General features: G+C 36.7%; 25 protein-coding genes. 6 read left to right on the top strand and 19 right to left on the bottom strand.

Going from position 1 to position 25,493, the window contains the following annotated elements:
- Positions 1–7 precede the first annotated feature (7 nt).
- Positions 8–2,389 carry a TonB-dependent receptor gene (locus LB465_RS09750; protein ID WP_224469680.1) on the bottom strand — a complete coding sequence of 794 codons (2,382 nt, stop codon included), beginning with the start codon at positions 2,387–2,389 and terminating at the stop codon, positions 8–10.
- Positions 2,390–2,681: 292 nt separating this feature from the next.
- On the opposite strand from LB465_RS09750, the gene LB465_RS09755 reads away from it, so the two are divergent.
- Positions 2,682–5,099, top strand: a complete 2,418-nt coding sequence (locus tag LB465_RS09755) for a hybrid sensor histidine kinase/response regulator (RefSeq protein ID WP_224469681.1) — start codon at positions 2,682–2,684, stop codon at positions 5,097–5,099.
- Here LB465_RS09755 and LB465_RS09760 read toward each other — a convergent pair.
- The 9 genes from LB465_RS09760 to LB465_RS09800 form a co-directional block, all read right to left on the bottom strand.
- Positions 5,089–6,441, bottom strand: coding sequence for a sigma-54-dependent transcriptional regulator (locus LB465_RS09760; RefSeq protein ID WP_224469682.1), 1,353 nt, complete (start codon positions 6,439–6,441; stop codon positions 5,089–5,091). The genes LB465_RS09755 and LB465_RS09760 overlap by 11 nt on opposite strands.
- A 435-nt stretch (positions 6,442–6,876) precedes the next feature.
- Positions 6,877–7,206, bottom strand: a complete 330-nt coding sequence (locus LB465_RS09765) for a hypothetical protein (protein ID WP_224469683.1) — start codon at positions 7,204–7,206, stop codon at positions 6,877–6,879.
- Between the two features lie 441 nt (positions 7,207–7,647).
- Positions 7,648–8,049 (bottom strand): alternative ribosome rescue aminoacyl-tRNA hydrolase ArfB, encoded by a 402-nt coding sequence (gene arfB, locus LB465_RS09770; RefSeq protein WP_224469684.1) that lies wholly within the window; start codon positions 8,047–8,049, stop codon positions 7,648–7,650.
- A 6-nt stretch (positions 8,050–8,055) separates the two neighbouring features.
- Entirely contained in the window at positions 8,056–9,609 is a 1,554-nt protein-coding gene (locus LB465_RS09775) for a DUF4301 family protein (RefSeq protein WP_224469685.1), read from the bottom strand.
- A 2-nt stretch (positions 9,610–9,611) separates the two neighbouring features.
- Positions 9,612–10,178 carry an AAA family ATPase gene (locus LB465_RS09780; RefSeq protein WP_224469686.1) on the bottom strand — a complete coding sequence of 189 codons (567 nt, stop codon included), beginning with the start codon at positions 10,176–10,178 and terminating at the stop codon, positions 9,612–9,614.
- A complete protein-coding gene (gene pnuC / locus LB465_RS09785; protein ID WP_224469687.1) occupies positions 10,139–10,771 on the bottom strand; it encodes a nicotinamide riboside transporter PnuC in 633 nt (210 codons plus the stop codon). The genes LB465_RS09780 and pnuC overlap by 40 nt, the downstream gene beginning before the upstream one ends.
- Entirely contained in the window at positions 10,755–11,015 is a 261-nt protein-coding gene (locus tag LB465_RS09790; protein ID WP_224469688.1) for a YkoF family thiamine/hydroxymethylpyrimidine-binding protein, read from the bottom strand. Before LB465_RS09790 ends, pnuC begins: the two co-directional genes overlap by 17 nt.
- A 320-nt stretch (positions 11,016–11,335) precedes the next feature.
- Positions 11,336–12,028 carry a geranylgeranylglyceryl/heptaprenylglyceryl phosphate synthase gene (locus tag LB465_RS09795; RefSeq protein WP_224469689.1) on the bottom strand — a complete coding sequence of 231 codons (693 nt, stop codon included), beginning with the start codon at positions 12,026–12,028 and terminating at the stop codon, positions 11,336–11,338.
- Positions 12,028–12,675, bottom strand: coding sequence for a 4'-phosphopantetheinyl transferase family protein (locus LB465_RS09800; RefSeq protein ID WP_224469690.1), 648 nt, complete (start codon positions 12,673–12,675; stop codon positions 12,028–12,030). Before LB465_RS09800 ends, LB465_RS09795 begins: the two co-directional genes overlap by 1 nt.
- A 65-nt stretch (positions 12,676–12,740) precedes the next feature.
- Here LB465_RS09800 and ahcY point away from each other — a divergent pair, with 65 nt between their 5' ends.
- Positions 12,741–14,057 carry an adenosylhomocysteinase gene (gene ahcY / locus LB465_RS09805; protein WP_224469691.1) on the top strand — a complete coding sequence of 439 codons (1,317 nt, stop codon included), beginning with the start codon at positions 12,741–12,743 and terminating at the stop codon, positions 14,055–14,057.
- Between the two features lie 160 nt (positions 14,058–14,217).
- Here the strand turns inward: ahcY and LB465_RS09810 are convergent, their stop codons facing one another.
- The 4 genes from LB465_RS09810 to LB465_RS09825 all read right to left on the bottom strand — a co-directional run bounded on the left by LB465_RS09810 (position 14,218) and on the right by LB465_RS09825 (position 16,023).
- Positions 14,218–14,565, bottom strand: coding sequence for a putative signal transducing protein (locus LB465_RS09810; RefSeq protein ID WP_224469692.1), 348 nt, complete (start codon positions 14,563–14,565; stop codon positions 14,218–14,220).
- 110 nt (positions 14,566–14,675) lie between these two features.
- The gene (gene rpmA / locus LB465_RS09815; RefSeq protein WP_224469693.1) at positions 14,676–14,936 is read right to left on the bottom strand and encodes a 50S ribosomal protein L27; all 261 of its coding nucleotides are present in this window, start codon (positions 14,934–14,936) and stop codon (positions 14,676–14,678) included.
- A 28-nt stretch (positions 14,937–14,964) separates the two neighbouring features.
- The gene (gene rplU, locus LB465_RS09820; RefSeq protein ID WP_224469694.1) at positions 14,965–15,456 is read right to left on the bottom strand and encodes a 50S ribosomal protein L21; all 492 of its coding nucleotides are present in this window, start codon (positions 15,454–15,456) and stop codon (positions 14,965–14,967) included.
- A gap of 102 nt (positions 15,457–15,558) precedes the next feature.
- Positions 15,559–16,023: a DUF4199 domain-containing protein gene (locus LB465_RS09825; RefSeq protein WP_224469695.1), complete on the bottom strand. Its 465-nt coding sequence runs from the start codon at positions 16,021–16,023 to the stop codon at positions 15,559–15,561.
- A 282-nt stretch (positions 16,024–16,305) separates the two neighbouring features.
- Here LB465_RS09825 and LB465_RS09830 point away from each other — a divergent pair, with 282 nt between their 5' ends.
- The 3 genes from LB465_RS09830 (at position 16,306) to LB465_RS09840 (ending at position 20,205) form a co-directional block, all read left to right on the top strand.
- Positions 16,306–17,631, top strand: a complete 1,326-nt coding sequence (locus LB465_RS09830) for a M16 family metallopeptidase (protein WP_224469696.1) — start codon at positions 16,306–16,308, stop codon at positions 17,629–17,631.
- 18 nt (positions 17,632–17,649) lie between these two features.
- The gene (locus LB465_RS09835) at positions 17,650–19,710 is read left to right on the top strand and encodes a M16 family metallopeptidase (protein ID WP_224469697.1); all 2,061 of its coding nucleotides are present in this window, start codon (positions 17,650–17,652) and stop codon (positions 19,708–19,710) included.
- Between the two features lie 75 nt (positions 19,711–19,785).
- The gene (locus LB465_RS09840; protein ID WP_224469698.1) at positions 19,786–20,205 is read left to right on the top strand and encodes a hypothetical protein; all 420 of its coding nucleotides are present in this window, start codon (positions 19,786–19,788) and stop codon (positions 20,203–20,205) included.
- Between the two features lie 7 nt (positions 20,206–20,212).
- On the opposite strand, the gene LB465_RS09845 is transcribed toward LB465_RS09840, so the two are convergent.
- The 5 genes from LB465_RS09845 to mutY all read right to left on the bottom strand — a co-directional run bounded on the left by LB465_RS09845 (position 20,213) and on the right by mutY (position 24,765).
- Entirely contained in the window at positions 20,213–21,118 is a 906-nt protein-coding gene (locus tag LB465_RS09845; protein WP_224469699.1) for a DMT family transporter, read from the bottom strand.
- A gap of 96 nt (positions 21,119–21,214) precedes the next feature.
- Complete coding sequence (gene gldD, locus LB465_RS09850) at positions 21,215–21,778, bottom strand: gliding motility lipoprotein GldD (RefSeq protein ID WP_224469700.1); 564 nt, start codon at positions 21,776–21,778, stop codon at positions 21,215–21,217.
- 13 nt (positions 21,779–21,791) lie between these two features.
- Positions 21,792–23,114 carry a gliding motility-associated protein GldE gene (locus tag LB465_RS09855; protein ID WP_224469701.1) on the bottom strand — a complete coding sequence of 441 codons (1,323 nt, stop codon included), beginning with the start codon at positions 23,112–23,114 and terminating at the stop codon, positions 21,792–21,794.
- 21 nt (positions 23,115–23,135) lie between these two features.
- On the bottom strand, positions 23,136–23,606 hold the full coding sequence (locus LB465_RS09860; protein WP_224469702.1) for a single-stranded DNA-binding protein: 471 nt from the start codon (positions 23,604–23,606) through the stop codon (positions 23,136–23,138).
- 103 nt (positions 23,607–23,709) lie between these two features.
- Positions 23,710–24,765 carry an A/G-specific adenine glycosylase gene (mutY, locus tag LB465_RS09865; RefSeq protein ID WP_224469703.1) on the bottom strand — a complete coding sequence of 352 codons (1,056 nt, stop codon included), beginning with the start codon at positions 24,763–24,765 and terminating at the stop codon, positions 23,710–23,712.
- A 125-nt stretch (positions 24,766–24,890) separates the two neighbouring features.
- Between mutY and LB465_RS09870 the strand changes: the two genes are divergently transcribed.
- Positions 24,891–25,199 carry an HU family DNA-binding protein gene (locus LB465_RS09870; RefSeq protein ID WP_255351554.1) on the top strand — a complete coding sequence of 103 codons (309 nt, stop codon included), beginning with the start codon at positions 24,891–24,893 and terminating at the stop codon, positions 25,197–25,199.
- Positions 25,200–25,493: the final 294 nt, after the last annotated feature.

Here is a 25,493-nt window from a genome sequence, read left to right on the forward strand (position 1 = left end):
AAACAAATTAAAACTTCAAAGTAATTCCGGCTAAAAAGTTTGTGGTGGCTTGCGGATAATATCCTGCACCATCTAAGGTTTGCAAACCTGTAGCCGTATCCGGGTTTTCCACATTAAAAGTGTAGTAATAACCGTTGGAAACATATTCTTCTCCAAAAATGTTATTTACCAAACCTGTAAAAACAACTTCTTTAAATAAAGGCGCATTTCGCCAGGTGTATTGAACATTAAAATCATTCACAAAATAAGCGTCCAGCTTAGAAGTTTCAGTTTCAATATTGCTCATATATTGTTCTCCTACATATTTTGAAAGCAGACTTAATTCTAATCCGTCTACAGGTAGGTACGTAATTCGGTTTCCACCTACTATAGACGGTGAGAAAGAGATATCGGTATCACCAAAATCAACCAGCTCTCCATTCCAGGTAGATACAAAATCTACATTTTTATTTCGGCTTAAAGCAAGGTTTGGTCTCACAAATACTTTTTCTGAAAGTCTAATAACCGCATCTATTTCCAAACCTAAGCGATAACTATTACCACTATTTTCACGAATAAAAGCACCAACATCGTCAATCCCGCCGGTTAACACCAACTGGTTTTGATAATCCATAAAATAGAGGTTGGTATTTAACTGAACTGAAGGCGTATTATGTCTCCATCCTAATTCAAAATCGTTTAATTCTTCGTGCTCAGGATCGCCATTTTCGTAATCGCTACGCCTTGGCTCACGATTGGCTCGAGCGTAGGAGAAATAGAATTGATTTTGATTATTTAAAGCATAGGTTAATCCGGCTTTGGGATTAAAGAAAGTAAAAGAATCGTCTACCAGGAATTCGGTTCCTTCAGATAATATTCCTTCGGTTTCATAATTTATAGCTCTTACCTGCAAGTCCAAATAAGCGGCCAGTTTTTCGGAAACTGCGTAAGTAGCTTTTCCGTAAAGATTAAAATCGGTTTTTGTTCCTGTATTTTCATAATAAGGTTCATAAGGATCATTATTCCTGGCAAAGCGTGTGTAAATCACATCTCCAAAGTGATCACCGATGTATCGGTTCCAGCCTCCACCAAAAATCACATCCCAAGCCTGGTCCTGGTAATTCAGACTAAAAACACTTCCGTAGAAATGGTTATCCAGCCATTTGGTTCCTACGAGATCTGAGGTTGTTACTTCTTCCCCATCGGCCTGAAAGTTCTCCAGTCCGAATTCATTTAAAGCAGCGTCCTCTTCGTATTCTTCATAATAACCACGCCCGTAGGTATAGTGAAAAGCAAGGTTAGAAGACCAGTTTTTGTTGTACTCCTGGTTCCACAATAATTGATAATGGTCCTGCTTGTAATTATCGGTTTGATTATCGTAGAATTTCGTATTTCCATCTTCATCGGTATAAACTCCGGCTGGATTGTAGGTACGGTCATTGGCCAGCGTTGTAGAATCTATACCATACCAGGCCTGATAAGTTCTTTCACTTCCGCCAAAAGTAATGGCTTTCACAAGGGTATTTTTGTTTACATAAGTTCCCTGCAGGAAATAAGATTTTAAGTCACTACTGGCACGATCTATATATCCATCACTTTTTATCTGGGAAGCGCGGCCGGCAAATTCCCAATGTTCATCTATAAGACCGGTACTGAATTTTACCGTGTGTTTATGTGTATTAAAAGAACCTACGCTATTGGCTATTTCGGCATTAGCTTCTTCGCTGTACCCATCGGTTAAAATGTTAAGACTGGCACCAAAAGCTCCTGCTCCATTTGTAGAAGTTCCCACACCTCGTTGCAGCTGAAGATTTTCTACTGAAGAGGCAAAATCTCCTAAATTCACCCAGAAAGTTCCAAGACTTTCTGCATCGTTATAAGGAATTCCATTTATGGTAACATTAGTACTGGTGGGACCGCTACCTCTCACCCTAATCCCGGTATAACCAACACCCGCTCCCGCATCACTTGTAGTGACCACGTTTGGCATATAGCTCATTAACACCGGAATATCCTGACCCAGGTTGCGATCTTCAATTTCCTCATTAGAAAGATTACTGTAAGTAATAGGCGATTGTGCGGTTACTCTTACTGAAGAAAGAAAAACCTCATCCAGCACTTCCTCGGCATCAGTTAAATCGACATTCAAAGTTTTGTTCTGATCGAGATTTACACTTAAGCTTTTTTGATTACCATAAGAAAATACAAGTTTATACTCACCTTCTTCAAGTTGTAGGCTATACCTCCCATTCTCGTCGGTAGATGTGCCTACACCAGACTCTACGGCATAAACGGCCACACCTTTTACCGGTGTTTCGCCTCGGGTAACTTTTCCCTGTAAAATGTGTGTTTGAGCTACGGCTTGCAGTGAAATAAAGCAGAGGCCGGTAAAAAATAATAAAGATTTCATTCGTAATAGATTATTTACGAATAAAAGGGGCTATTATTCTTTGGTTAAAAATTAGATAAAAAAAATCCTGAAATTGCCCACCGGTGTTTTGACATTTTCAGGAGTAACATACGTTTGCGCTTTTGGCGCGTGTCCCTTGGCAGCATTACCTGCCCAGGTTCTTTGGGTATGATCTCAGCCACACTTAAGCGGCACCCCTTTGAGATTGCCGCAAATGTATAACGCTTTTATCGAAATTCCATAATTTTATTTCAATTCGTTTAAATGGTGTAATTTTGGTTGCAATAAATTTATGCGAAATACAAAGCGTTCCATAACCTATAAAGTTATTGGCGGATATCTTCTGATAGCTGCTCTGGCTGCTATTGCTGTGTGGTTTGTATGGAAACAGGTAGTTGCTTTTAGTGAAGTTTCAGAAAACAACAGCAACAATAATGAGCAGCTTTTTCTGCTTAGTGATATTACCACCAGCCTCTATGAAACCGAAAATTTAAGCAGGCAGCTCATTCAAACCGGAAATGAAGCCGATCTTGATAAATATCGAAATCAGATTGATAGTATTCAGCTTGATATACAAAGCCTCAAATCCAGTTATGCTGATAGTTCTATGAAAAATGAGCTGGATAGTATAGCTGAATTGCTTTCTGATAAAACAACTAACCTACAGGAACTCTACGAGCTTAGAGAGCAACAACGCAATCAAAACTATTATTCCCAGGTTTTAAATGAACTAAAAAAAATAGATCCTTCTTTCAATGATTATAATTATCGGCAACGTTTTTCTAACCTGGAACCACACCAGCGCAGGCTGTTGATTAGGTGGCTGGAGTATTCCCGTGAAGACAACGCGGAAAAACTCACCAACCGTACCGCCGATTCTATAATTGGCTCGGTTAGAAATGTATTGAGTGAGTTGGAAGTTGCCAACAGGAGATTTCAAAATACTGTAGACGAAAAGGAACAGGAATTTCTTGAAAACGATATGATTATTAACCAGCAGCTAAGACGTTTGCTGGGGAAAATTGAACAGGAAGAAAGGGCAGCCTCAATGCAACGGGCCCAAGTCTCTCAAAATATGATAGAAGAGAGTTCACAAATCTTCCTTATTGCGGGAATTATAAGCTTCCTTATCATTTTATTGTCGCTCATTTTTATTATTCAGGATATTACTAAAAGTCAGCAATACCGAAGAGAATTAGAAGAAGCAAAAGAATTTGCGGAAAGCCTTTTAAAGAAACGGGAGCAATTTATGGCAGCCATTACCCACGATTTACGCTCTCCTCTAAACACATTGATTGGCTATACCGATCTTATTGAAAAATCTTCGCTAAATACCAAGCAATCTCATTATATGGATCAGGTGAAAAAATCTTCTAATTTTATTTTGCATTTAGTTAACGATTTACTGGACCTGTCTAAGCTTGAAGCAGGAAAAATGACTGTTGAAAAATTACCGTTTAACCCGGCAAAGCTTATAAAAGATACTGTTTACAATTCTTTACCTGCTACAAAGAATGAAGATGTTGAGGTTATTTTTGGAGCTTCAAAAGAAACCGATACCCAGGTACTCAGCGATCCCTTCAGAATAAAGCAGATTATTGCCAACCTCATCACCAATGCCTGTAAATTTACACACGAAGGTGAAATAAGAGTTGGTATTCATCTTAAAAAAGAGATTGAAGATAGTTACTGCCTTATTATTTCGGTAAAAGATACGGGGATAGGAATTTCAAAAGAAAAACAGGAAGAGATCTTTGAAGAATTTTCACAAGAAAATACGAAGATCGAAAAAGCTTACGGCGGTACCGGGCTGGGGCTTACCATTACAAAAAGCCTAACCGAATTATTAAAAGGCGAATTAAAACTAAAAAGCAAACAGGGCGAAGGCAGTGAGTTTACCGTTTTTCTTCCAGTTAGAAAATTAACTACTGAAGAATCAAGCAAACCTGTACTACCTACCACATTAAAGTTACCCGATCTTACAGGAAAAACCGCACTAATTGTAGATGATGAACCTTCACAGCTATCGCTCACGCGCGAATTGCTTAAAACTATGGGAATGCAATGTGATACCGCATTAAATGGAAATGACGCGCTTAAAAAGCTGGAAACAAATAACTATTCTCTGGTCTTAACCGATATCCAAATGCCCGAAATGGATGGTTTTGATCTTATTAAAAATATCAGGAAAAAATATAAAGTTGGGGAATTACCGGTTATAGCATTATCGGGCAGAACAGATATTGATGCCGAAACTTATAACCTCGCCGGTTTCAATAAAAGTCTTTTAAAGCCTTATAAACCGGGGAAATTGCAACAATGTATTGCTGAAATATTTAAACTTGATCTTAAGGAAAAAATAAATAACAACCTTCAGCATTCTACAAATAGCACTTATGATTTACAGGATATTTATGATTTTTCGGCAGGAGATCAAAAAGCGGTGCAAACCATTTTAGAGGCTTTTATAGAAAGTTCCAGATCACAAATTGAACTTATAGCCATTGCCAGAAAGAATAATGATGCAAAAGAAGTAGCACGGCTGGCTCATAAAATGGTGCCTATGTTAAAACAAATAAATGCAATGCATCAGGCTAGACAATTTGAAAGACTGGAACAACATGAAGTTTTTTCTGAAGAAAAATTTCAGCAACTTAGAGCTGATATTTTAAACTTAATGGAAGAACTGGAACAGGAAATTAAAGTTTAATGTTGTATTGTTTTAGTTTATTATAAAGCGTTTTACGATCTATAGAAAGTAACCTTGCCGCTTTACTCTTATTGCCACCGGCTTTCTCTAAGGCGTCCAAAATAAGTTGTTCTTCATTCCTATTTTTAAACAAACCGTATTCGGTTTCGGTATTAGATTTTGATGCCGTTGCTATTTCGTGTGGAAGCACTTTTAGCGGGATCATATCATCTTGAGTAAGCAGCACTGCGCGTTTCACCATATTTTTTAATTCCCGTAGGTTTCCGGGCCAGTTATAATTTTTAAAAGCTTCAATAGCACTTTCAGTAAAACCAATCACATTTTTTTCCAATTCGGCATTAGCTTCATCAAGAAAATATTCTGCAAAAAGCATCAAATCTTCTTTTCGCTCTTTTAAAGCCGGAACTTTAATTGAAAATTCATTAAGACGGTGATAAAGATCTTCTCTAAATTCTCCATCTTTTACTGCCTGTGCAAGATCTTCGTTTGTAGCCGTAATTACACGAATATCCACGTGTATTTCATTATTACTACCTACGGGTTTTATTTTTCTTTCCTGTAGCGCACGTAGTAACTGAACCTGGAGTTCATAACTTAGATTCCCAATTTCATCAAGGAAAAGTGTACCGCCGTTTGCAGCTTCAAAATGTCCGGTTTTATCGTTTATAGCTCCAGTAAAAGATCCTTTTATATGACCAAAGAATTCACTGGAAGCCAACTCTCTTGGAATTGCACCGCAATCTACAGCGATAAAAGGAGCGCCAAAACGTTTACTTTGTTTATGGATACTCTTAGCTACCTGTTCTTTTCCGGTTCCGCTTTCGCCCATTATTAACACCGACATATTAGTAGGGGCTACTAATTCTATATAATCGCTTAGTTTTAAAGCAGCTTCACTAACGCCCTTTACAAAACTTGCTCCCTGTAAAGAAGCCGTTTTCTTTGATTTTTCAGTTTTTTGTGGAGCAACGGGTTGCACCTCTGTATGGGCTAAGGCGTTTTTAATAGTTTGTAATATAGATTCTGGTCTAAAAGGTTTGGAAACATAATCGAAAGCGCCATTCTTCATAGCCTCCACTGCCATACTTATTTCAGCATAACTAGTCATGATAATTACCTGGGTTCCTTCACTCTCTAACTTCACTTGTTTTAGAATATCCAGCCCACTGGTATCGGGCAATCTAACATCGGAAAGAATTAGGTTAAAAAAATTGCCTTTAAGTTTCTTGAAAGCTTCTAATCCAGAAAAAACCAATTCAACCTCATAGTCGTGTTTGATCAAAAATGTTTTCAACATAGTTCCAAAAGGAACATCATCTTCAACTATAAGAATTTTTGTCATTGATCTTAATTTAAATCGTCTTGCAAATTTAACAATCTTAAATTCATTGGGTTTAAAATAAGCATAAAAAAAGAGACCTCGTTAAAGGTCTCTATCAATGACAATCTAAATTTTTATTAAAAATGTCATTGGGTGGTATCCATTTTCCAGTTTGCATAAAGCACAATCATCATAATCTCTCAATTTAACTTAAACAATTAGAAGTGTTAGTTAATAGACCCTGGGTCCCCTTAACCATTTAAGTTATTATAAATATACATAATTTCTGGTTACTTTATGCTATTTAACTGTTGCCGAAGGAGTTGGTTTCTCTTAAATTCCGGCTAAAGTTTTAATAAAATTTCCGTTGGAAGGGTGTAGGGTATTATTTATCCAACGGAAATCTAAAGTTAGCTAGTTAGTAGTCTATTGGTTCAATTACAATTATTTATCTTCTTACTCGATCCAGTTTCCTTCCCTGTCGATATAAGCCTTTTTCTTATCACCATCTACATTAAGTGCAAGTTTATAAACGCTTTTACCGTCTTTTTCCTTTACCCAGGCTTCTTCTGCAACAGCTCCATTCAAATCGGTCATTATCGCGTCCTTTATAGCTTGCGGAAGCACCAAAACATCAACTTCTACAAATTCATCTATTTCTTCCTGAGCTTCTTCTACACCTTCAATTTGTTCCATTTCTTCCGGCTCTTCAACCTGCGCCTGCGCATTCTGACTGAATAAAAACATTCCGGCCGCAGCCATTAAGGTTAATCCTAACTTTTTCATAATGATAAGGTTTTAAGTTTGTGGTTTAAATATGACCGTTATAAAGGAAGAATTGTACCAAAGTTGCATACTATCATTTAACTATTTGATATTTAGAGTCTTGGGTAATTTAAAATAAAGCTATTGGGAATTTGTTATGTAGAAAAATGGGGTTTTTAAGAGAAAATTGTGTAGAAATGTAGATTTACCAATTATCTGAAACAAAAAAAGAGACCCTAAGGCCTCTTTTTCTCCGAAAATCTAAATTATACAACAGTATCTTAAGCTGCTATATTTAATATTAATTTAGCGATATGTGTATATAAAAAATTATACCAGTAAAACCGCCTGTTTTTAACCGGTTGAAAATAAACATTTTAAAAAATAAGCTTTTTGGAAATCTATAAAAAATATGCAAAACATAGTAGAGTATTTCCACACTTGTGTGGAAAATCATCTCACTTATTTTAAAGGATCGTTTCTCCTTGCTTTCTTTTCCGCATTGATTTTCTTTGCTTTTAGGCGTCTTAATTTCGCCGCTTTACTGGGCCTGGTTTTCTTTCTTGGTTTAGGCTTCTTCACATTCTCCCTTAGCAAATCAAAAAACTTAGTTATAACCAGCTCTTTGTTTTTATGCTGACTTCTACTTTCTTCACTATGCAGAATTAACAGGTTCTCTTTGCTTAACCGGGATTCCAGTTTTTTAATTAAACGCTGTTTTTCGTCGTCAGAAAGTCCTTGTGAATCATCTAAATGAAAGTAAAGCTCAACTTTAGATGAAGTTTTATTAACGTGCTGGCCACCGGCACCAGAACTGCGTACGGCTTTAAAATTTAATTCCCGTGTTATTTGTTCTTCATTCAAAACTAGCTATTTTGCCTGGTGAGAAGGTTTTAAAAGATCGGCCACAGTTTTCACAGGATTAAATGTTGAAACTGGAACTTCTACAAAAATCGTGTTCCAATGGGCCATTCCGCCGTTCCATAAACCGGGACGTTCAAGAGCCTTTAGAGGTTTTCCGTCTTTGGTTTTATCGGCGATAAAACTCATATTTTCATCTACGTAATTATGAAGATCAAAACTTTCTCCTTTATGGTTTTTAAGACTGCAAACTATATCTACCGGATTAAAATGTGTAGAATTATTTAAAATCTCCAGTTGCTCTGAATTATTTTTATCTATTTGTGCACCTTCAATAATCTGAAGCGAGATTTCTCCGTCTTCATTTTTAACTAAAAACGGTCCGCCACCCGGCTCACCTTCGTTTTTCACCATTCCGCAAACTCTTAACGGACGGTCTAATTTTTTACACAGATATTGTGTTTTTTCCTCTCCGGTAAATTTCTTAAAAGTAGAAGTCACTTTTACAAACAGCTCTTTTTCCAAAAATTCGGCGATCTCGTCTAATTTAGTTTCCGAATTATTCCCACCATCAAGGTTTTGCATATACTCAAAAACCTGTTCCTGAAGCGCTATTAGTTTTCCTCCCAGCATTTCTTTCATTTCCACCACCTTTGGAAGATTAATAGCTACTACCACGTTATCTATGTTTTTAACAAAGATAAGATCGGCTTCCTGTTTATTTAAGTTTTCTATTAACGCACCATGACCACCGGGTCTAAAGAAAATCCTATTGTCTTCATCCCTAAATGGGTTGTTATTTTTATCTACAGCAATCGTGTCGGTTTTTGGATCCTGGTAAGAATATGAAATTTCAAATTTAGTTTGAGTAGCTTCTTCCACCCTTTCCTGAATGTTTTCAAATTCTTCTTCAAACTTTTCTTTATCGCCTTCAGCAACGGTAAAATGTAGTTTTGCCACTCCTTTTACTGAGAGGTATTTTGCAGCACTATTCAAATGCTCTTCAAAAGCACTCGCCGTATAATAATTGTATGAATGAAAAGGAACCAGTCCTTTAGGTAGATCGCTTAACCCAAGTCCGTTTTCATACAACATGGTTTTCACCAAAATTAGCTGCTTTTCATTATTAGATTTGTCTGAAAAACCTGAGTGATTCTCTTCAGCTTTTTTGACAGCATCATTATAAAATGGAAGTTTTTCTATTTTCTCAAAAAACAATTGGAGACTTTTATCTTGTTTCCTATCTAAGTAATTGCGCAAACTTTCCTTTTCAGGGTCAAATTCATCGGCGAAGTTGTGGAATGCCTTAAACATTCGGGTTGCAGCCCCGGAAGCTGGCACGAATTTCAAAAGATCTAATTGATCTTTTTTATCCTCAAATATTTGAATATACTTTTTCTCTTCGTCTACTGAATAGGCGAAAATTCCGTTTCCCACGGTTGCTGCCTGTTGAATATCTACCTTTATATTTCCTCTTTCGAAAATTTGAATTTGTCTTTCAACTTCCTGAGTTGATAATCCCTTTTCTTCAATCTGCAAAATGTCTATTTCGGTAAACTCCACGTTTATTTATTTTTTAAAAGTTCGTCTATTTTCTCTACCGCGGTTTTAAAGCGTTCGTCGAGATCGCCTTTTAAAACCACATAGGGTTTTTTACTGTTTTTAAGTGCAGCTTCAAACCTTTTAAACATCCCAATACGGTCTTCTGGTTTATCCCGAAGGTCATCGGGAGTCCACGGTACGTCAATATACGTTAAAAAGTATAAATCGTAAATGTTGTTTAACGCATGTTTAAGAAGTTGAGGATCGCAAAAACCCTCGTAATAAGCCTCAGAATAAACCTTTAGCTCTAATAGATCGGTATCGCTAATTAGGAGTTTATTAGCTTTTTGGCTGAGTTCATTTTCACGTTTTATTTGACCTTCAGCGATAGGTATCATATCTTTTGGCTCGCAAACTTCTTGCTCTTTATCCCATTTTTCCTGAAGGTAATCCCGCATAAATTCTTCTACCCAAAGCGTATTATAATGCTTGGCGAGCATTTCTGCCAGCGTTGTTTTTCCGGTAGATTCTGGTCCAAAAAGAACCACTTTTATGACGGACGAAGGTCGTTGCGCAAGTTTTTCTGCCATGCTTTGTAGCCGTAAATAGCGATTATAGTAAATACAAAATATTGAAGAGCCGTTAAAGTAAGGCCTTTATAAAAATAGAGTGGCACCGAAATAACATCGCCAATAATCCAGAAAATCCAGTTTTCAATTTTTCTATTGGCCATTTGCCACATTCCCACAAAGAAAATTGCCGTTGTAAACGTATCAACATAAGCGGTCCAGTTGTTCCATTTATCAAAATATTCATAAACCATGAACACAAAAATCAAGGTCGCAATAAAAATAAAAAGGCTTTGCCAGTTCTCTTTTTTGGTGGTATTGGTTATGGGCGTAAAATGCTCTTCATCTACTTTGCGTGTCCAAATATACCAGCCATAAATACTCATGGAGAAATAGTAAGCGTTTATCATCATGTCCCCAAGCAATTCCCATTGCCAAAGCAGGTAAACAAAAATCATGGTGCTTATAATCCCTGTGGGATAAACCAGAATGTTATTTTGTTTTGAATATAATACCGAAAGAAAGCCGAAAATTACCGCGATTACCTCAAGGATAATAAATAAAGTAGGATACCCGTAATACTGATCGAAGAAAAAATCAAAAATCGGCTGCATAGTCGCTAAGATCTGATTTTACAATTTTTATATAGATTAGTCCGCGATCCATTGCTTCAAAAGCTACCTTTATTTCTGAATTTAGCAACGCCATTACCTCATCATAATCTCCATAAACCTGCGTGCTTAACGGGGTCTCTTTTACCTTTAATCCTGAAGCCCGTAATTTTTTAATGAAATCAATGATTTTTGGTTCAAAATCGTCCTGTAACGGACTTAATGTAAGTTCTACTGAAATTTTCATTTTTATTAATTTAGGTCATAAATGTTCAAAAACTTAACCCGTATAGAAGCCAAATTTAAAGATTTGAATTTAGTATCGCAGGGACTCAAGGAAACAATTTGCGGGGCACCACCTTTTTAATTCTCCAAAAATAACTCCGATCCCATTTTCCGTTAGTTTAAGAATCGCAATCAAGACTGTATATTTTCTCGTCATTGCGAGAAACAATTTGACAGAAGGAAAATTGTGACGCGGCAATCTGCAGAAGAAAACGTGAATTTTTAACAACAGATTGCTTCAGTCGTGCCTTCTTCGCAATGACGCTGTTTATTTATGAGCTATCAATTTTCAAATTGGGTTCCCATCACGATCATATCAGCACCGGCTTTGTAGGCTTTTTTCTGTTGTTCCAAACTACGAATTCCGCCACCAACGATTAAGGGAATAGAAACCGCTTTTTTAACCTCAGCAATAATTTCTTCTGAAACCGGAAAATCGGCTCCACTACCCGCTTCTAAGTAAATAAGTTTTTTTCCCGAAAATTCTCCCGCCAAAGCAGTATTTACAATCGTATCAACCTGGGATTGCGGAATTGGCTTGGTTCCACTCACCCGTTGTACCGCACATTCTTTTCCACCGTCTATTAAAATATAGGCAGTTGGAATAATTTCTAATTTACTATTCTTTAATTTTTCTACAGATTTCACCTGCTGCTCTATCAAATATTCAGGATTCCTTCCGGAAATTAGACTTAGAAAAAGCAAAGCGTCTGCTGTTTCTGTAATTTGGGAATAATCGCCTGGAAACAATATTACCGGTAAATCGGTTTCTGCTTTTATCGCTTTTACCGTTTTTTCGGTTTTCATTTTTTCAACAGTGCTGCCTCCTACCAAAATATGGGTAGTTTCTATTGGTAATTTTTCCAGGTATAATTCTGCTTCAGCTTCTATAAATTTATCAGGATCTATCAAGATGGCGAGCAGTCTTTTTCCTTCGGCGATAGCGAGGGAAATTTCAGCATAAAAATTCCGCATTAATTTTCGGCTTTTTTATGGTCACTCCAACCATAAACGCAGGTAAAGCCTTCAAATTCCAGGAATTTCATTTCGTAGAAAGATTCCTTTCCCTTAAAGTTAACTTTGGCTGTAGTTTCAGCATCATCAAAATCGAAGTCGGTTACATTAATGTGCTGCAAAAATCCAAGTCCGGGTTCGGCATACATTTTATAGATGGATTCCTTGGCCCCCCAAACAATAGTGAGTTTTCTTATTAAAGCTTCTTCATTTGCCACGGTATGATATTCGCTAAGTGGCGTGAATTTATTGGCGATTTTGAGAATTTTATCACGTCGCTTTTCAATATCTATCCCAACTTTTTCATCACTTAGAATTATCGCGGTAAAATTAAAAGAATGCGTTATAGAAATGTTTTTTCCGTTTTTTAAATGCGGTTTTCCTAAATCGTCATAAAACAAATCATGATCTACATAACCGGCTTCGCCCATTAAATGACGAATACTCATAAAACCGCGACGGTGAATTTCCGATTTCATTCCGTTTACGCGGTTCTTACAATGTTCGGTTAATTCTATCCCTTCGCTTAACTCTTTAAAAGGTTCTTCTACCTTCCAAATGAAGACTTTAGTATGCGGGTTTACTGTTATTGTTTTGTAAAGTGGCATGTAGGTTTGTTATAGATTCCTTATTTTTGCGAGACAAAAAATTGCTAATATTCAAATATAATAATATGTCGACTAAAACAGTGCCGTATACCGCTTATAAAGTTAAGGATATTTCCCTGGCCGATTGGGGAAGAAAAGAGATAGAACTCGCCGAAGCTGAAATGCCGGGATTAATGTCCCTGCGTGAAGAATATAAAAATGAACAACCACTAAAAGGAGCCAGAATTGCCGGATGTCTTCACATGACCGTGCAAACTGCAGTACTTATTGAAACGCTTATTTCTTTAGGGGCAGATGTAACCTGGAGCTCTTGTAATATTTTTTCTACACAAGATCACGCTGCAGCTGCTATTGCCGCTGCCGGAATTCCCGTTTACGCCTGGAAAGGAATGACCGAGGAAGAATTTAACTGGTGTATAGAGCAAACCCTGTTTTTTGGTGAAGAGCGCGAACCTTTAAATATGATTCTTGATGATGGCGGCGATCTTACCAATATGGTTTTCGATAAGTACCCAGAGCTTGCTGAGGGAATCCGCGGACTTTCTGAAGAAACCACTACCGGAGTTCACAGACTTTACGAAAGAATGAAAAACGGGACTTTGGTAATGCCTGCTATTAACGTGAACGATTCGGTTACCAAGTCTAAATTTGATAATAAATACGGATGTCGTGAAAGTGCTGTTGATGCAATTCGACGTGCTACTGATGTTATGCTTGCCGGAAAACGCGTTGTAGTTTGTGGTTATGGAGATGTTGGAAAAGGAACTGCTGCTTCATTTAAAGGCGCCGGATCTATTGTAACCGTTACCGAAATTGACCCGATTTGTGCATTACAAGCTGCAATGGACGGGTTTGAAGTGAAAAAATTGGAAACTGTACTTCCAAAAGCTGATATTGTTATTACCACTACCGGAAATAAAGATATTGTGCGTGGAGAGCATTTTGAAGCGATGAAAGACAAAACCATTGTTTGTAACATTGGGCATTTTGATAATGAAATTGATGTTGCCTGGTTGAATAATAATCACGGTGATTCTAAAGACACTATCAAACCTCAGGTTGATAAATATACTATTGACGGAAAAGACATTATTCTTTTAGCTGAAGGTCGTTTGGTGAATCTTGGTTGCGCAACAGGCCACCCAAGTTTTGTAATGAGTAACTCGTTTACTAACCAGACTTTAGCTCAAATCGAGCTTTGGAAAAATTCTGATAAATACGAAAATGAAGTTTATATGCTTCCGAAGCATCTAGATGAAAAGGTTGCCAAACTTCACTTAGAAAAAATTGGAGTAGAATTAACCGAACTTAAACAATACCAGGCCGAATATATTGGTGTGGAAGTAAAAGGCCCATATAAGCCGGAGTATTACAGATATTAATGTGTAATTTTCCGCGGAAACGGAAACTCCATTAAACATAAAAAAGCCTCACAGATATCAAAAATCTGTGAGGCTTTTTTATTTTGTAATACTAAGAAATCTTTAAGTGGTCATCCTGAACTTGTTTCAGGAGCTAAGCCAGTTCGAACTAAATTCTTCTCTAATTCCCGCTCATAAACCAGACAAAGAAAATAATAGCCAAAAGTACTACCAGCGCGGCAAGCAAGACAAACACCCATTTTCCTACTTGAGGTTTTGTTCTTTTGGGATTTGATATATTATGACTTTGACCAAGAAAACCACTTCTTTGAATAATTTCATGTGCTTTTTCCCGGTCTTTTTCCGCAACTTCAATTCTAAGACCATCATTACCTAATGCACCAATATTGGTCGCATTATCTGTTGCCTCTCCGTAAGACCTGTAATCTAATTTTTCATCATCGAAAAGATTTTTAATAATAGAATGTTCATTACGGTCTGATGTTCTAAAAACGTCAATATACTTCATAACTTATATCTTAAAGTCTTAATTAAAGATACGAAAAAACCCCTTCCGAAATTCGGAAGGGGTCTTAGTATAATTCTAAGAATAAATCTTATCTCATTTAAGAGTTAAGATTATGCTTCAAACGGTTCTATAGAAACGTAAGATTTATTATTCGTTGTCTTAGAAAATTTCACAAGACCATCAACTTTAGCGTGTAAAGTATGATCTTTTCCTGCATACACATTATCACCTGGATTGTGCGCAGTACCTCTTTGTCTAACAATAATATTTCCGGCTACGGCTTTCTGACCGCCAAAGATCTTTACGCCTAAGCGTTTTGATTCTGACTCTCTACCGTTCTTGGAACTACCGACTCCTTTTTTGTGTGCCATTTTACTTTAGTTTTAAGTAGATTAATAGTTAACTTAAAGCTTCAATTAATTCAGCTTTCTTCATAGAAGAGTAGCCTTCAAGACCTTTCTCCTTAGCCATCTCTTTCAATTCAGCTACGGTGTACTGATTTAAATCTTCCGATTTTTTATCAGATTTGGTTTCTTTAGGTGCTTCTTCTTTTTTAGTTGAAGCAGCTTTCTTTCCACCTTTTACCTCGATGCTTTCAATTACGATTTCGGTTAAAGATTGACGGTGACCGTTTTTCTTTTTGTAACCTTTACGTCTTTTCTTTTTGAAAACGATTACTTTGTCTCCTTTAAGGTGACGGGTGATTTTTGCTCCTACTAGAGCACCATCTATAGCCGGGGCGCCAAGGTTTATGCTGTCACCATCTCCGGTAAGAAGAACTTTGTCAAAAGAAACGCTGTCTCCTTCTTCTCCGCTTAGACGGTTAACAAACACCTTTTGGTCTTTTGCAACTTTAAATTGCTGCCCTGCTATCTCTACAATTGCATACATAGTGTTGTGATTAATTAATTTATGCTAAAAATTACACTTACTTTTTTCGCAAGCGGGTGCAAATATACTTCTAATTAATTAATTCACAAAGCCTAAAAAACTTTAATAGGTATGTTCTTGCCCTTCTTTAGTATTCCAGGAGTCTTTAAACAATTGCATATAGGCTAAAGTAAGCACCAAACTGGTAGCAAATCCCATAACCGCTACCACAAAAAGTACTATCCCTATATCGGTACCGTAGTCTGTTCGCCACATATTTATAAGATTACCTAAAAAATCGGGGCTTAGTTCGGTGGCATAAAAAGCAAAGAAAATGGTAAAAAGTATGGTCGCGTTAAACCCGGTAAGCAAGCTCGCCATAAAACCCTTTTGATATTTAAACTTTGCACCTTTAGAACTTCGGTATGCTTTTAAAGCCAGCCACATTCCGCCAGCCATAATCACGCCGTTAAACAAACTAAACAAAGGATAAATATGTGCATTAAAAAGTGAAAGAATTAAAAAATAAACGATAAGTCCTACTGCGATTATAAGACCATATTTAATTGGAACACTAAAATTCTTCATAGCTTTGGTTGGTGTTTTTTATTTAATTAAACGGATGTAAATCAGGGAGACATTTAAACATTTATGAATAACAAAAATTCTAAATGATAGTCCCAGACTATTAAAACATCCTACTTCAAAAGTAAATTTCTAAAAAAAGTGTCGGTTTTTAGCTTAATAGCTTGTTAATTTTGACACTATTCGCACAATTCCACTAATTCCTTATTTATTCTGAAACTATGTTGTAACAAAATACGACTTTCAAGTACTAATCTCATACATTAATGAAAAATCTACTAAAAAATGATTAAAAACTTAAAGATGGCTGCCCTTGCATTAGTTTGCAGCGCAGCAGGAATTGCCCAGGAGGTAGAATTTACCGAATACAACCTGGACAACGGATTACACGTAATTTTACATCAGGACAACACGGCTCCCGTAGCTACTGTTGGAGTGATGTACCACGTAGGTGCTAAAGACGAAGAAGCTGGCCGTTCTGGCTTTGCTCACTTCTTTGAACACCTTTTATTTGAAGGCACCGAGAATATTGAGCGAGGAAAATGGTTTGATATTGTTGCCGCAAATGGTGGTAGCAACAATGCCAACACCACACAAGATCGTACTTATTATTACGAAACTTTCCCTTCTAACAGCCTTGAACTTGGTTTATGGATGGAGTCTGAAAGAATGCTTCACCCTGTTATTAACGAAGTTGGAGTAGAAACTCAAAACGAAGTTGTTAAAGAAGAAAAACGTTCACGTATAGACAACGCTCCTTACGGAAAGATTATCTACGCTACCGGAATCAACAAATATGTTTTTGATAAACATCCTTACAAAAACTCGGTTATTGGTACAATGGAAGATCTTGACGCAGCAGAGCTTGATGAATTTAAAGCTTTCTTCGATAAATATTACGGACCAAACAATGCTACTTTAGTTGTTGCCGGTGATATTGAAATTAAAGAAACCAAAAAAATGATTGAAAAGTATTTTGCTGAAATTCCTGAAGGAAATGAAGTAGAGCGAGTTTCAATCAAAGAAGAACCAATTACTGAAACTATCACTGCTACTGAGTACGATAGTAACATACAGATTCCTGCAAAGTTATTTGTGTACCGCACACCTTCTATGAAAGAGAAAGATGCTTATATTCTTGATATGATCTCTTCTATTCTTACAGATGGAAAAAGCTCCAGAATGTACAAGAAAATGGTAGACGAAGACAAAACTGCGCTTCAGGTATTGGCTTTTCCAAGATCTCAGGAAGATTACGGAACTTATGTAATGGGCGCTCTTGCTTTAGGAGAAACTCCTTTAGATACTCTTGCAGTTTCTATGGATGAAGAGATTGAAAAACTTCAAAACGAGTTGATTTCTGAAAAAGAATACCAAAAACTTCAGAATAAATTTGAGAATCGTTTTGTAAATTCTAACAGCAGCATTCAGGGAATTGCTTCTTCACTTGCAACTTACAATGTTCTTTACGGAGATACCGATCTTATTAACGAAGAGATTGAAATTTACAGAGACATAACCAGAGAAGATATAAAAAGGGTTGCCAACGAGTATCTTAATGAGAACCAACGTTTGGAATTAGATTACCTTCCAGAAAGCGAAAAGGAATAACCTAAAAAAATACAAAGAATGAAATTCAATATACTTACATTATTTTTAGCCTGTTTTTTGACCACAGCGGCAATTGCACAGGTAGACCGTTCCAAACAACCGGAACCGGGACCGGCGCCAAAAATTAATCTTGGCCAGCCAGATGAATTCACACTAAATAACGGTTTAAAAGTTTTAGTTGTAGAGAACCATAAATTACCTAGGGTTTCTGCTTCTTTAATTATAGACAATAAACCTCACGCCGAAACAAAACCGGCCACTTCTTCTCTTGTTGGTTCTTTAATGGGAACAGGAACCGAGAATATGTCTAAAGACGATTTTAACGAAGAGATAGACTTTTTAGGAGCAAGTATCAACTTAGGAGCAGAAAGTGCTTACGCAAGCTCGCTTTCTAAATTTTTTCCGAGAGTTATGGAGCTTATGGCCGAAGGAGCTTTAAGACCAAAATTTACCCAGGAAGAATTTGAAGCCGAAAAGAACAAACAAATTGAAAGTTTAAAATCTATCAATAAAGATGTAGGTTCTATCGCCAGCCGTGTTAGTGCAGCATTAGCTTACGGAGCTAACCACCCTTACGGGGAATTTGCTACAGTAGAAAATACTGAAAATGTTACACTAGAAGATATTGAAAACTTTTACAACAGCTATTTTAAACCAGACAATGCTTACCTGGTAGTAGTTGGTGACGTTAAAACTTCGGAAGTTAAGAAATTAGCTGAAAAGAATTTTGGCCAATGGAAAGCCGGTGCTCCAAACGAGCAGGATTTACCAGAAGTTACTAATGTTGACGAAACGCAAATCAACCTGGTAGATATGCCAAATGCTGTACAGAGTGAATTAAGACTTCAAAACACCATAGATCTTAAAATGGCTGATGAAGACTACTTCCCTGTTTTAGTTGCAAACCAAATTCTTGGTGGTAGTTTTGGAAGTTACCTAAATATGAACCTTAGAGAAGACAAAGGTTATACTTACGGAGCGAGAACAAGCACGGGAGCAGATAAGTATGCTTCAAGATTTGTTGCACAGGCAAGCGTTAGAAACGCGGTAACCGATAGCGCAATTGTAGAATCTTTAAAAGAAATCAGAAGAATTAAAACCGAGCCTGTAGATGCTGAAATGTTGGAAAACGCGAAAAGCAAATTTGCAGGTGATTTTGTGTTAAGATTAGAGCAACCTTCTACCATCGCTAATTATGCCCTTAACATTAAAACCAATGATTTAAATGATGATTTTTACGAGACTTTTCTTCAAAAAATCAACGCAGTTACTGCAGATGATATTCAACGTGTAGCCAATAAATATTATCAAACCGATAATATGAGAATTGTTGTTGCAGGGAAAGCTTCAGAAATTGCTGAAAACCTTGAAAAGGTAGAATTAGACGGAAAAACAATTCCGGTTAAATATTACAACAAACTTGGTGAAGAAGTTGAAAAACCTCAAGCTAAAGAAGTTGATGCTTCTATAACTGTAGAGAAAGTTTTTGCAGATTATATAGAAGCTATCGGCGGCCGTGATGCTGTGGAAGAAGTAGAAAGTGTAGTGATGAAAGCTGAAGCCACTGTGCAAGGAATGGCATTAAACCTAGTTCAAAAAAGAACTATGAATGGCGAACTAAACCAGGAAGTTTCTGTTGGAGGTAATGTGATGAGCAAGCAAGTATTTACCGGCGAATCTGGATTTGTTATGGCACAGGGACAAAAAATTCCTTATACCGACGACCAGATCAAAACTGCCAAAATAGAAGCCAACCCGTTCCCGGAACTAGAAGTAGGTGATGCTACTTTAGAAGGAATTGAAAGCGTTGAAGGCACCGATGCTTATGTTGTTGCTCTTACCGACAATTATAAAGCTTTCTATAACGTAGACAACGGTTTAAAAATGCAAACGGTACAAACTATATCGCAAGGCGCACAAACAATGAATGTTCCAATGGGATTCAGTGACTACCAGGAAGTAAAAGGGGTGAAATTTCCTTTTAAAATGACCCAGGCCGCAGGCCCACAAACATTTGAATTTGACGTTACTGAGATCCTTATTAACGAAGGAGTTTCAGCTGAAGATTTTGAAGAATAGTGATTTTTTGTTAATGTTAGAGAGAACCGGCCAGCAATGGTCGGTTCTTTTATTTTAAAACCAAATCTATATTTTATGGAAATTGAAATCAATAAACATCTTCTACCATCATATTTTAAAATTATCTCTTTAGTAATTATAGGCTTAGCCATCATTTCTGCGATAATAAGCTTTAATGAACAACTAAACCTAGACCCAAACATTTTCCTACCGCTTGGGAAATACTTATTCCTGTTGGCGCTGGTATTTTTCACCTTTTCAAGAGAAAAGAATGAAGAAAAATCTTTTCATCAGCTAAGATTAAAATGTTTGATTCCATCTATAATCTTTGCTAATATCTTCTTTCTTCTCGAAACTTTTATGGAGTTATTTAAATCAGTTGAGCATCGCGAATTTATGTCTGCCTTCGAGGTTTTACTGATCTTTCATATCTATTATTTAGTTTCCTTTTTTTTCTATAAGAACAAGCAAAAGAAGACACAAAAAACTGTATAGATTTAGATCAGGTAGCCTGTTTTCTATACTTTGAAAATACTTTTTTAGATCGGTTTACGATAAACACCCCAATTAAAATAACAAAGGCTGAAAGTAATTGCAAGGCACTAAAAACTTCTCCATCTAAAATTCCCCAACCTAAAGCCACTACAGGAATAGTATAAGTTACCGAAGTAGTAAAAACAGGATCGGAAATCTGCACCAACTTATTAAAAATTATCATTGCTACTCCGGTTCCAATTACTCCCAAAATAGCAACATAACCTATAGATTGTTGTAGTACGATATTAGAAAGATCCTTTCCAAAAAATCCTGAAAAATATAAAATTACCAGCGTAGGAAGTAGTAAAACCGTAAAACTTCCGGCAGCAATCCCTAGCGGACTCATTCCACTCATGTGGGTCTTAAGTATATTCACATTCATTGCGTAACAGGAAGCCGCGATAATCACTAAAAGAGAATAGAGGTAATTCTGGTCTGGGTTTATACTAGCTCCGCTTAAAATAAGCCCTGCAGTACCCAATAAACCAATCACCACTCCCAATATTTTATTTTGGTTGAATGCCGCCTTAAAAAACATCGCTCCAAAAATAAGCGTCATTAAAGGTGTTGCCGCATTTAAAATGGAAGCTACAGCACTGTCAATTTCGGTTTCAGCAAAAGAAAAGAGGTAAACCGGAAAGAAATTTCCTAAAAAACCAATTAAAAACATCCACTTCCACTGACTTTTCTTGATTTTTATTACAGATTTAAAACCAATAAGAATAAGAAAAACAGCGGCAAAGATTATTCTAAAGGAACCAACTTCTATAGCCGTTAAACCTACCAGTCCTTTTTTAATAAGAATGAAAGAACTTCCCCAAACAATAGAAAGTACTACCAGGTAAACCCACTTTAATTTCTCTAAAGGCATATTTTCGCTTTTAAGCTGCAAAAATCGTTATTCCTTTAAAGCTAAAAAGAAAAGAAGGGATTAATTTTAAAATGATTTTTAGTTAGCGCCAGATTCTTAATTTTCCCAGCGGAAAGTTTCAATCATATGCTTCATATCCTTTTTCAGATAATCGGCAGCGGGAATAATAGAATCGTAATTTGGTTTTGTCCTAAAATAAGCTGAAGCCGTCACAAAATGATTTACGCTATCGGTAAGATAGAATTGCGCCTGGGAAGCCGCATCGCCCGAAACTTCATAAAACATCCCGTAGACGTCCTGAATCTCGTTGGTGTAAACGTCTCCTTCAATAGCATCAGCTTTTATGGTGTGTTGTAGTGGAAGTTTTTGCGCATCAGCCAGTAAAGAATCAAGATTATTATCAACTTCCTGATAGGTAATAAAAATGGTTCCGCTTAGATCATTATATTCAAGATCTATCCAGCAGGGAATATTATTTCGCGAAGCTTTTACCTCGGCAAGGGTATTCATTTCAAAATTATATGGACAGTTAAAATTTGTAGCTTCATAATTTGCTTCAGGATAATTAAGGGATAGAAATGCGCGGGGCTTAGGTGTGGTAGCTTCTTCGCCACAACTCATAAGTATTAAAACCATCAAAATCAACACACATCTTTTCATACTACACAGTTTCCTAAACCGGTGAAATATTCACTTTAATCTGTTTAAGCCGTTTGTTATCTAAAACTTCTACCGTAAAGCTATAATTCAAATAATAGATCACATCATTTTTCTTTGGAAAACCTCCTGAAATCTCCAGAAGAAATCCCGCCAGGGTATCGGCCTCACCTTTTCGCTCTTCAAAAGCAACAGGATCTTCAATTTTCACAATTCTATAGAAATCTTTTAGCGGCGTTTTACCTTCAAAAACGTAAGTATTTTCATCCAATTTAGAATACACTAAATCCTCATCATCAAACTCATCGCTAATATCCCCAACAATTTCTTCAATAATATCTTCCAAAGATATAAGTCCGCTGGTACCACCATATTCGTCTACCACAATCGCCAAATGGTTCTTTTTGGTTTTAAAGTCATTCAGCAAGTCGTCCAGCTTTTTATTCTCCGGAACAAAATATGGCTCTCGCAGTAAGCTGGTCCACTCAAAAGCATTTTCATCTAAATAGGGCAACAAATCTTTTACGTATAAAATACCAATTACATTATCTATATTTTCACGATAAACCGGAATCCTTGAATAACCACGATCTATAATTTCAGGAATTATTTCCTTATAAGTTTGGCTTTCATTTAAGGCAAAAATATCCATCCTTGGGCGCATTACCTGCTTGGTATCGGTATTCCCAAAAGACACAATTCCCTGTAGGATTTTTTGCTCCTCTTTCGTAGTATCCTCTTCACTGGTAAGCTCTAAAGCTTGCGACAATTGATCTATACTTATAAAAGATCGCTGTTTCCCGAGACGGCTATGCATAAAGATGGTGACCGCACGCATCGGGCCGCTTAAAGGAGTGAAGAGAGTATCGAGAAAATTTAAAGGTCGCGCCATAAAATTTGAAAACAGCACGTTATTCCGACTTGCATAAACTTTAGGTAGAATTTCGCCAAATAGAAGGATAATAAATGTGATTACCCCAACCTCAATAAGAAATTTGAAATTAATACCGTAGAACTCCGTATTCATTCCGCCAAAAATCCTGTCGGTAAGGCTATCAAATAATAACACGATAGCGATGTTTATAAAGTTATTGGCGACGAGAATGGTAGCGAGCAACTTTTTTGGCTTATCTAATAGATTAACCACAATTTGCTGCGACTTGCTGCGCTTCCCGTCTTCGGTAATTACATCGGCGGGGGTTAATGAAAAGAAAGCAACTTCAGCACCCGAAATTAAGGCGGAGCAAAGTAAAAGCAGCAATAAAATTAAATAGCTAAATAGCTGCGTAAAATCAAAAGCGGCCCAAAACAAAAGTAAACTGGGAGGTTCTGAATCCAAATGACGGTGTTTTAATTAAACTTAAAATGGCAAATCGTCTTCCTCTTCTTCTTTTGCCATAGATTGATCGGCAAAATTATCATTTTTAGGCGTGTTTTGTTGATTTTGTGCCGGGGAATTTTGCTGTTGCGTATTTCCGCCACCTTCACTCTCTCCTTTTGGAGTTAAAAAGGTAAACTCTGTGCACTGAATTTCGGTAGAGTAACGATCATTTCCCTGGTCGTCCTGCCATTTTCGAGTTTTAATCCTACCTTCTATAAAAACTTTATCTCCTTTCTTAAGGTACTTTTCGCAAATTTCAGCTGCTTTATTACGCACCACAATGTTATGCCATTCGGTATTGGTAACGCGCTCGTTGGTAGTACGGTTAGTATAAGTTTCGTTGGTAGCCAGCGGAAACCGCCCAATAGCGCCACCGCCTTCAAAATAATGCATTTTCACGTCGTCTCCCGTATGCCCAATCAGCATTACTTTGTTTAATGTACCTGTCATCTCGATTAAATATTTTTGAGCCAAAAAGGCTATTTATTTACACCCTAAAATACTGAAAAATTTATTGCTAATTAAAGCTAAATTCCAGAAAACTTTAAACAATTTATAAGGAATAGGTTTCCAGCGCGGTTTCTTCAAGGAAATTAGCAATTAAAACCGGCACCGGATAATCTTTTACATCTTTTACAAGAATTCCCTCTTCCCCAATTCTTCCAGCTTTAACCCACCAAAAATGAGTGTAGATATGCTGATGCGAAAGTTTATGTACCACCGGTTTTTTATTGTGGAGTTGTAGCGAAAGTTCCTGTTCACCAAGAATCTCGCTTATCTTTTCTTCCGAAGGAAAAGCGCCTTCACTTACCGGTTCTTCGGTTTCTATTAATGGAAACTCATATAAACCATTCCAAATCCCCTTTCCGGTTCTTTGCTGAAGTAGGGTTTTATTTTCTTCAGAATAAACTACTAAATAATTAAAATAACGCTTCTTAACTTTTGCTTTCTTCAGCTTAACGGGTAGTTCCTGAATTGTATTTTTCTGTAAAGCCAGACAACCCGAGCTTAAAGGACAAGTTTCGCAAAGCGGATTTCTGGGTTTGCACTGAAGCGCTCCAAATTCCATTAAAGCCTGGTTGAAACTGGAAGGATCTTTTTCATCTAACAATTCAGAAGCCAGGGCTTTAAACTCCTTGATTCCTGACGTAGAGTTTATAGGCGTATCAATATCAAAAAAACGAGCCAAAACCCTGTAAACATTCCCATCTACCACAGCAACCGGTTCATTATAGCAAATTGAAGCAATAGCTGCGGCGGTATAATCGCCTACCCCTTTTAATTTTTTAAGTTCTTTATAGGAGTTCGGAAAAACGCCATTAAGCTCTTCAGCCACATATTTAGCACTTTCGTGAAGGTTTCTGGCGCGGGAATAATAACCCAAACCCTGCCATAGTTTTAGCACCTTTTCCTGTGATGCTTCGGCTAAATTAAAAACGCTGGGAAAAGCACTTGTAAAACGCTGATAATAGGGCAAACCCTGCTCTATTCTGGTTTGTTGCAACATAATTTCACTAAGCCAAATACGGTAAGGATCGCTGGTTTTGCGCCAGGGCAATTCACGCTTATTTTTTAAATACCAATCAATCAACACTTTAGAAAATACCATAAACAAAATAGACTTGGTGCAATATTAAAAGTTTATTCCGTTATTATTTAATGAATTAGGCTTGAAATATTGTAGATTTAATTCTTATATTTGCGCCCTTGAAAAAACAGAAATCCCAATTTATAATATTAAATAGCACGAAAATGACGAAAGCAGATATTGTAGCAAACATATCCGAAAAATTAGGAATGGAAAAAGGTGATGTCCAGGCTACTATTGAAACCTTCATGGATGAGGTTAAAACTTCATTAGAAAGTGGAGACAACGTATATTTAAGAGGATTTGGAAGCTTTGTTGTAAAGACAAGGGCTGAAAAAACCGGAAGAAATATCTCTAAAAACACGACTATTAAAATTCCTGCACATAATATCCCGGCTTTTAAACCAGCCAAGATCTTTGTTGAAGGGGTTAAAACAAACGTTGAAGTTAAGTAATTTGAAACCGTAAACGGTTTCTGTAGAAAATAATTTATTAATTAAAAAGGAACACTATGCCAAGTGGTAAAAAAAGAAAAAGACATAAGGTAGCTACGCACAAGCGTAAAAAAAGAAACAGAGCTAACCGCCACAAGAAAAAGTAGTTTTCATACTACTTTTTTTATTTAAAACGTTCATTGAAATTGAAACCCTGCATATTACTTAAAAATTTAGGGTTTCTTCAGGATTAAAAAACCTGTGATAAAATAATGTTTAATCCATCCCGATACAATCGGGACAAAAATCTAATAG

The organism is Salegentibacter lacus, assembly GCF_020164555.1.
In the GTDB taxonomy this organism is placed as follows: Bacteria; Bacteroidota; Bacteroidia; order Flavobacteriales; family Flavobacteriaceae; genus Salegentibacter; species Salegentibacter lacus.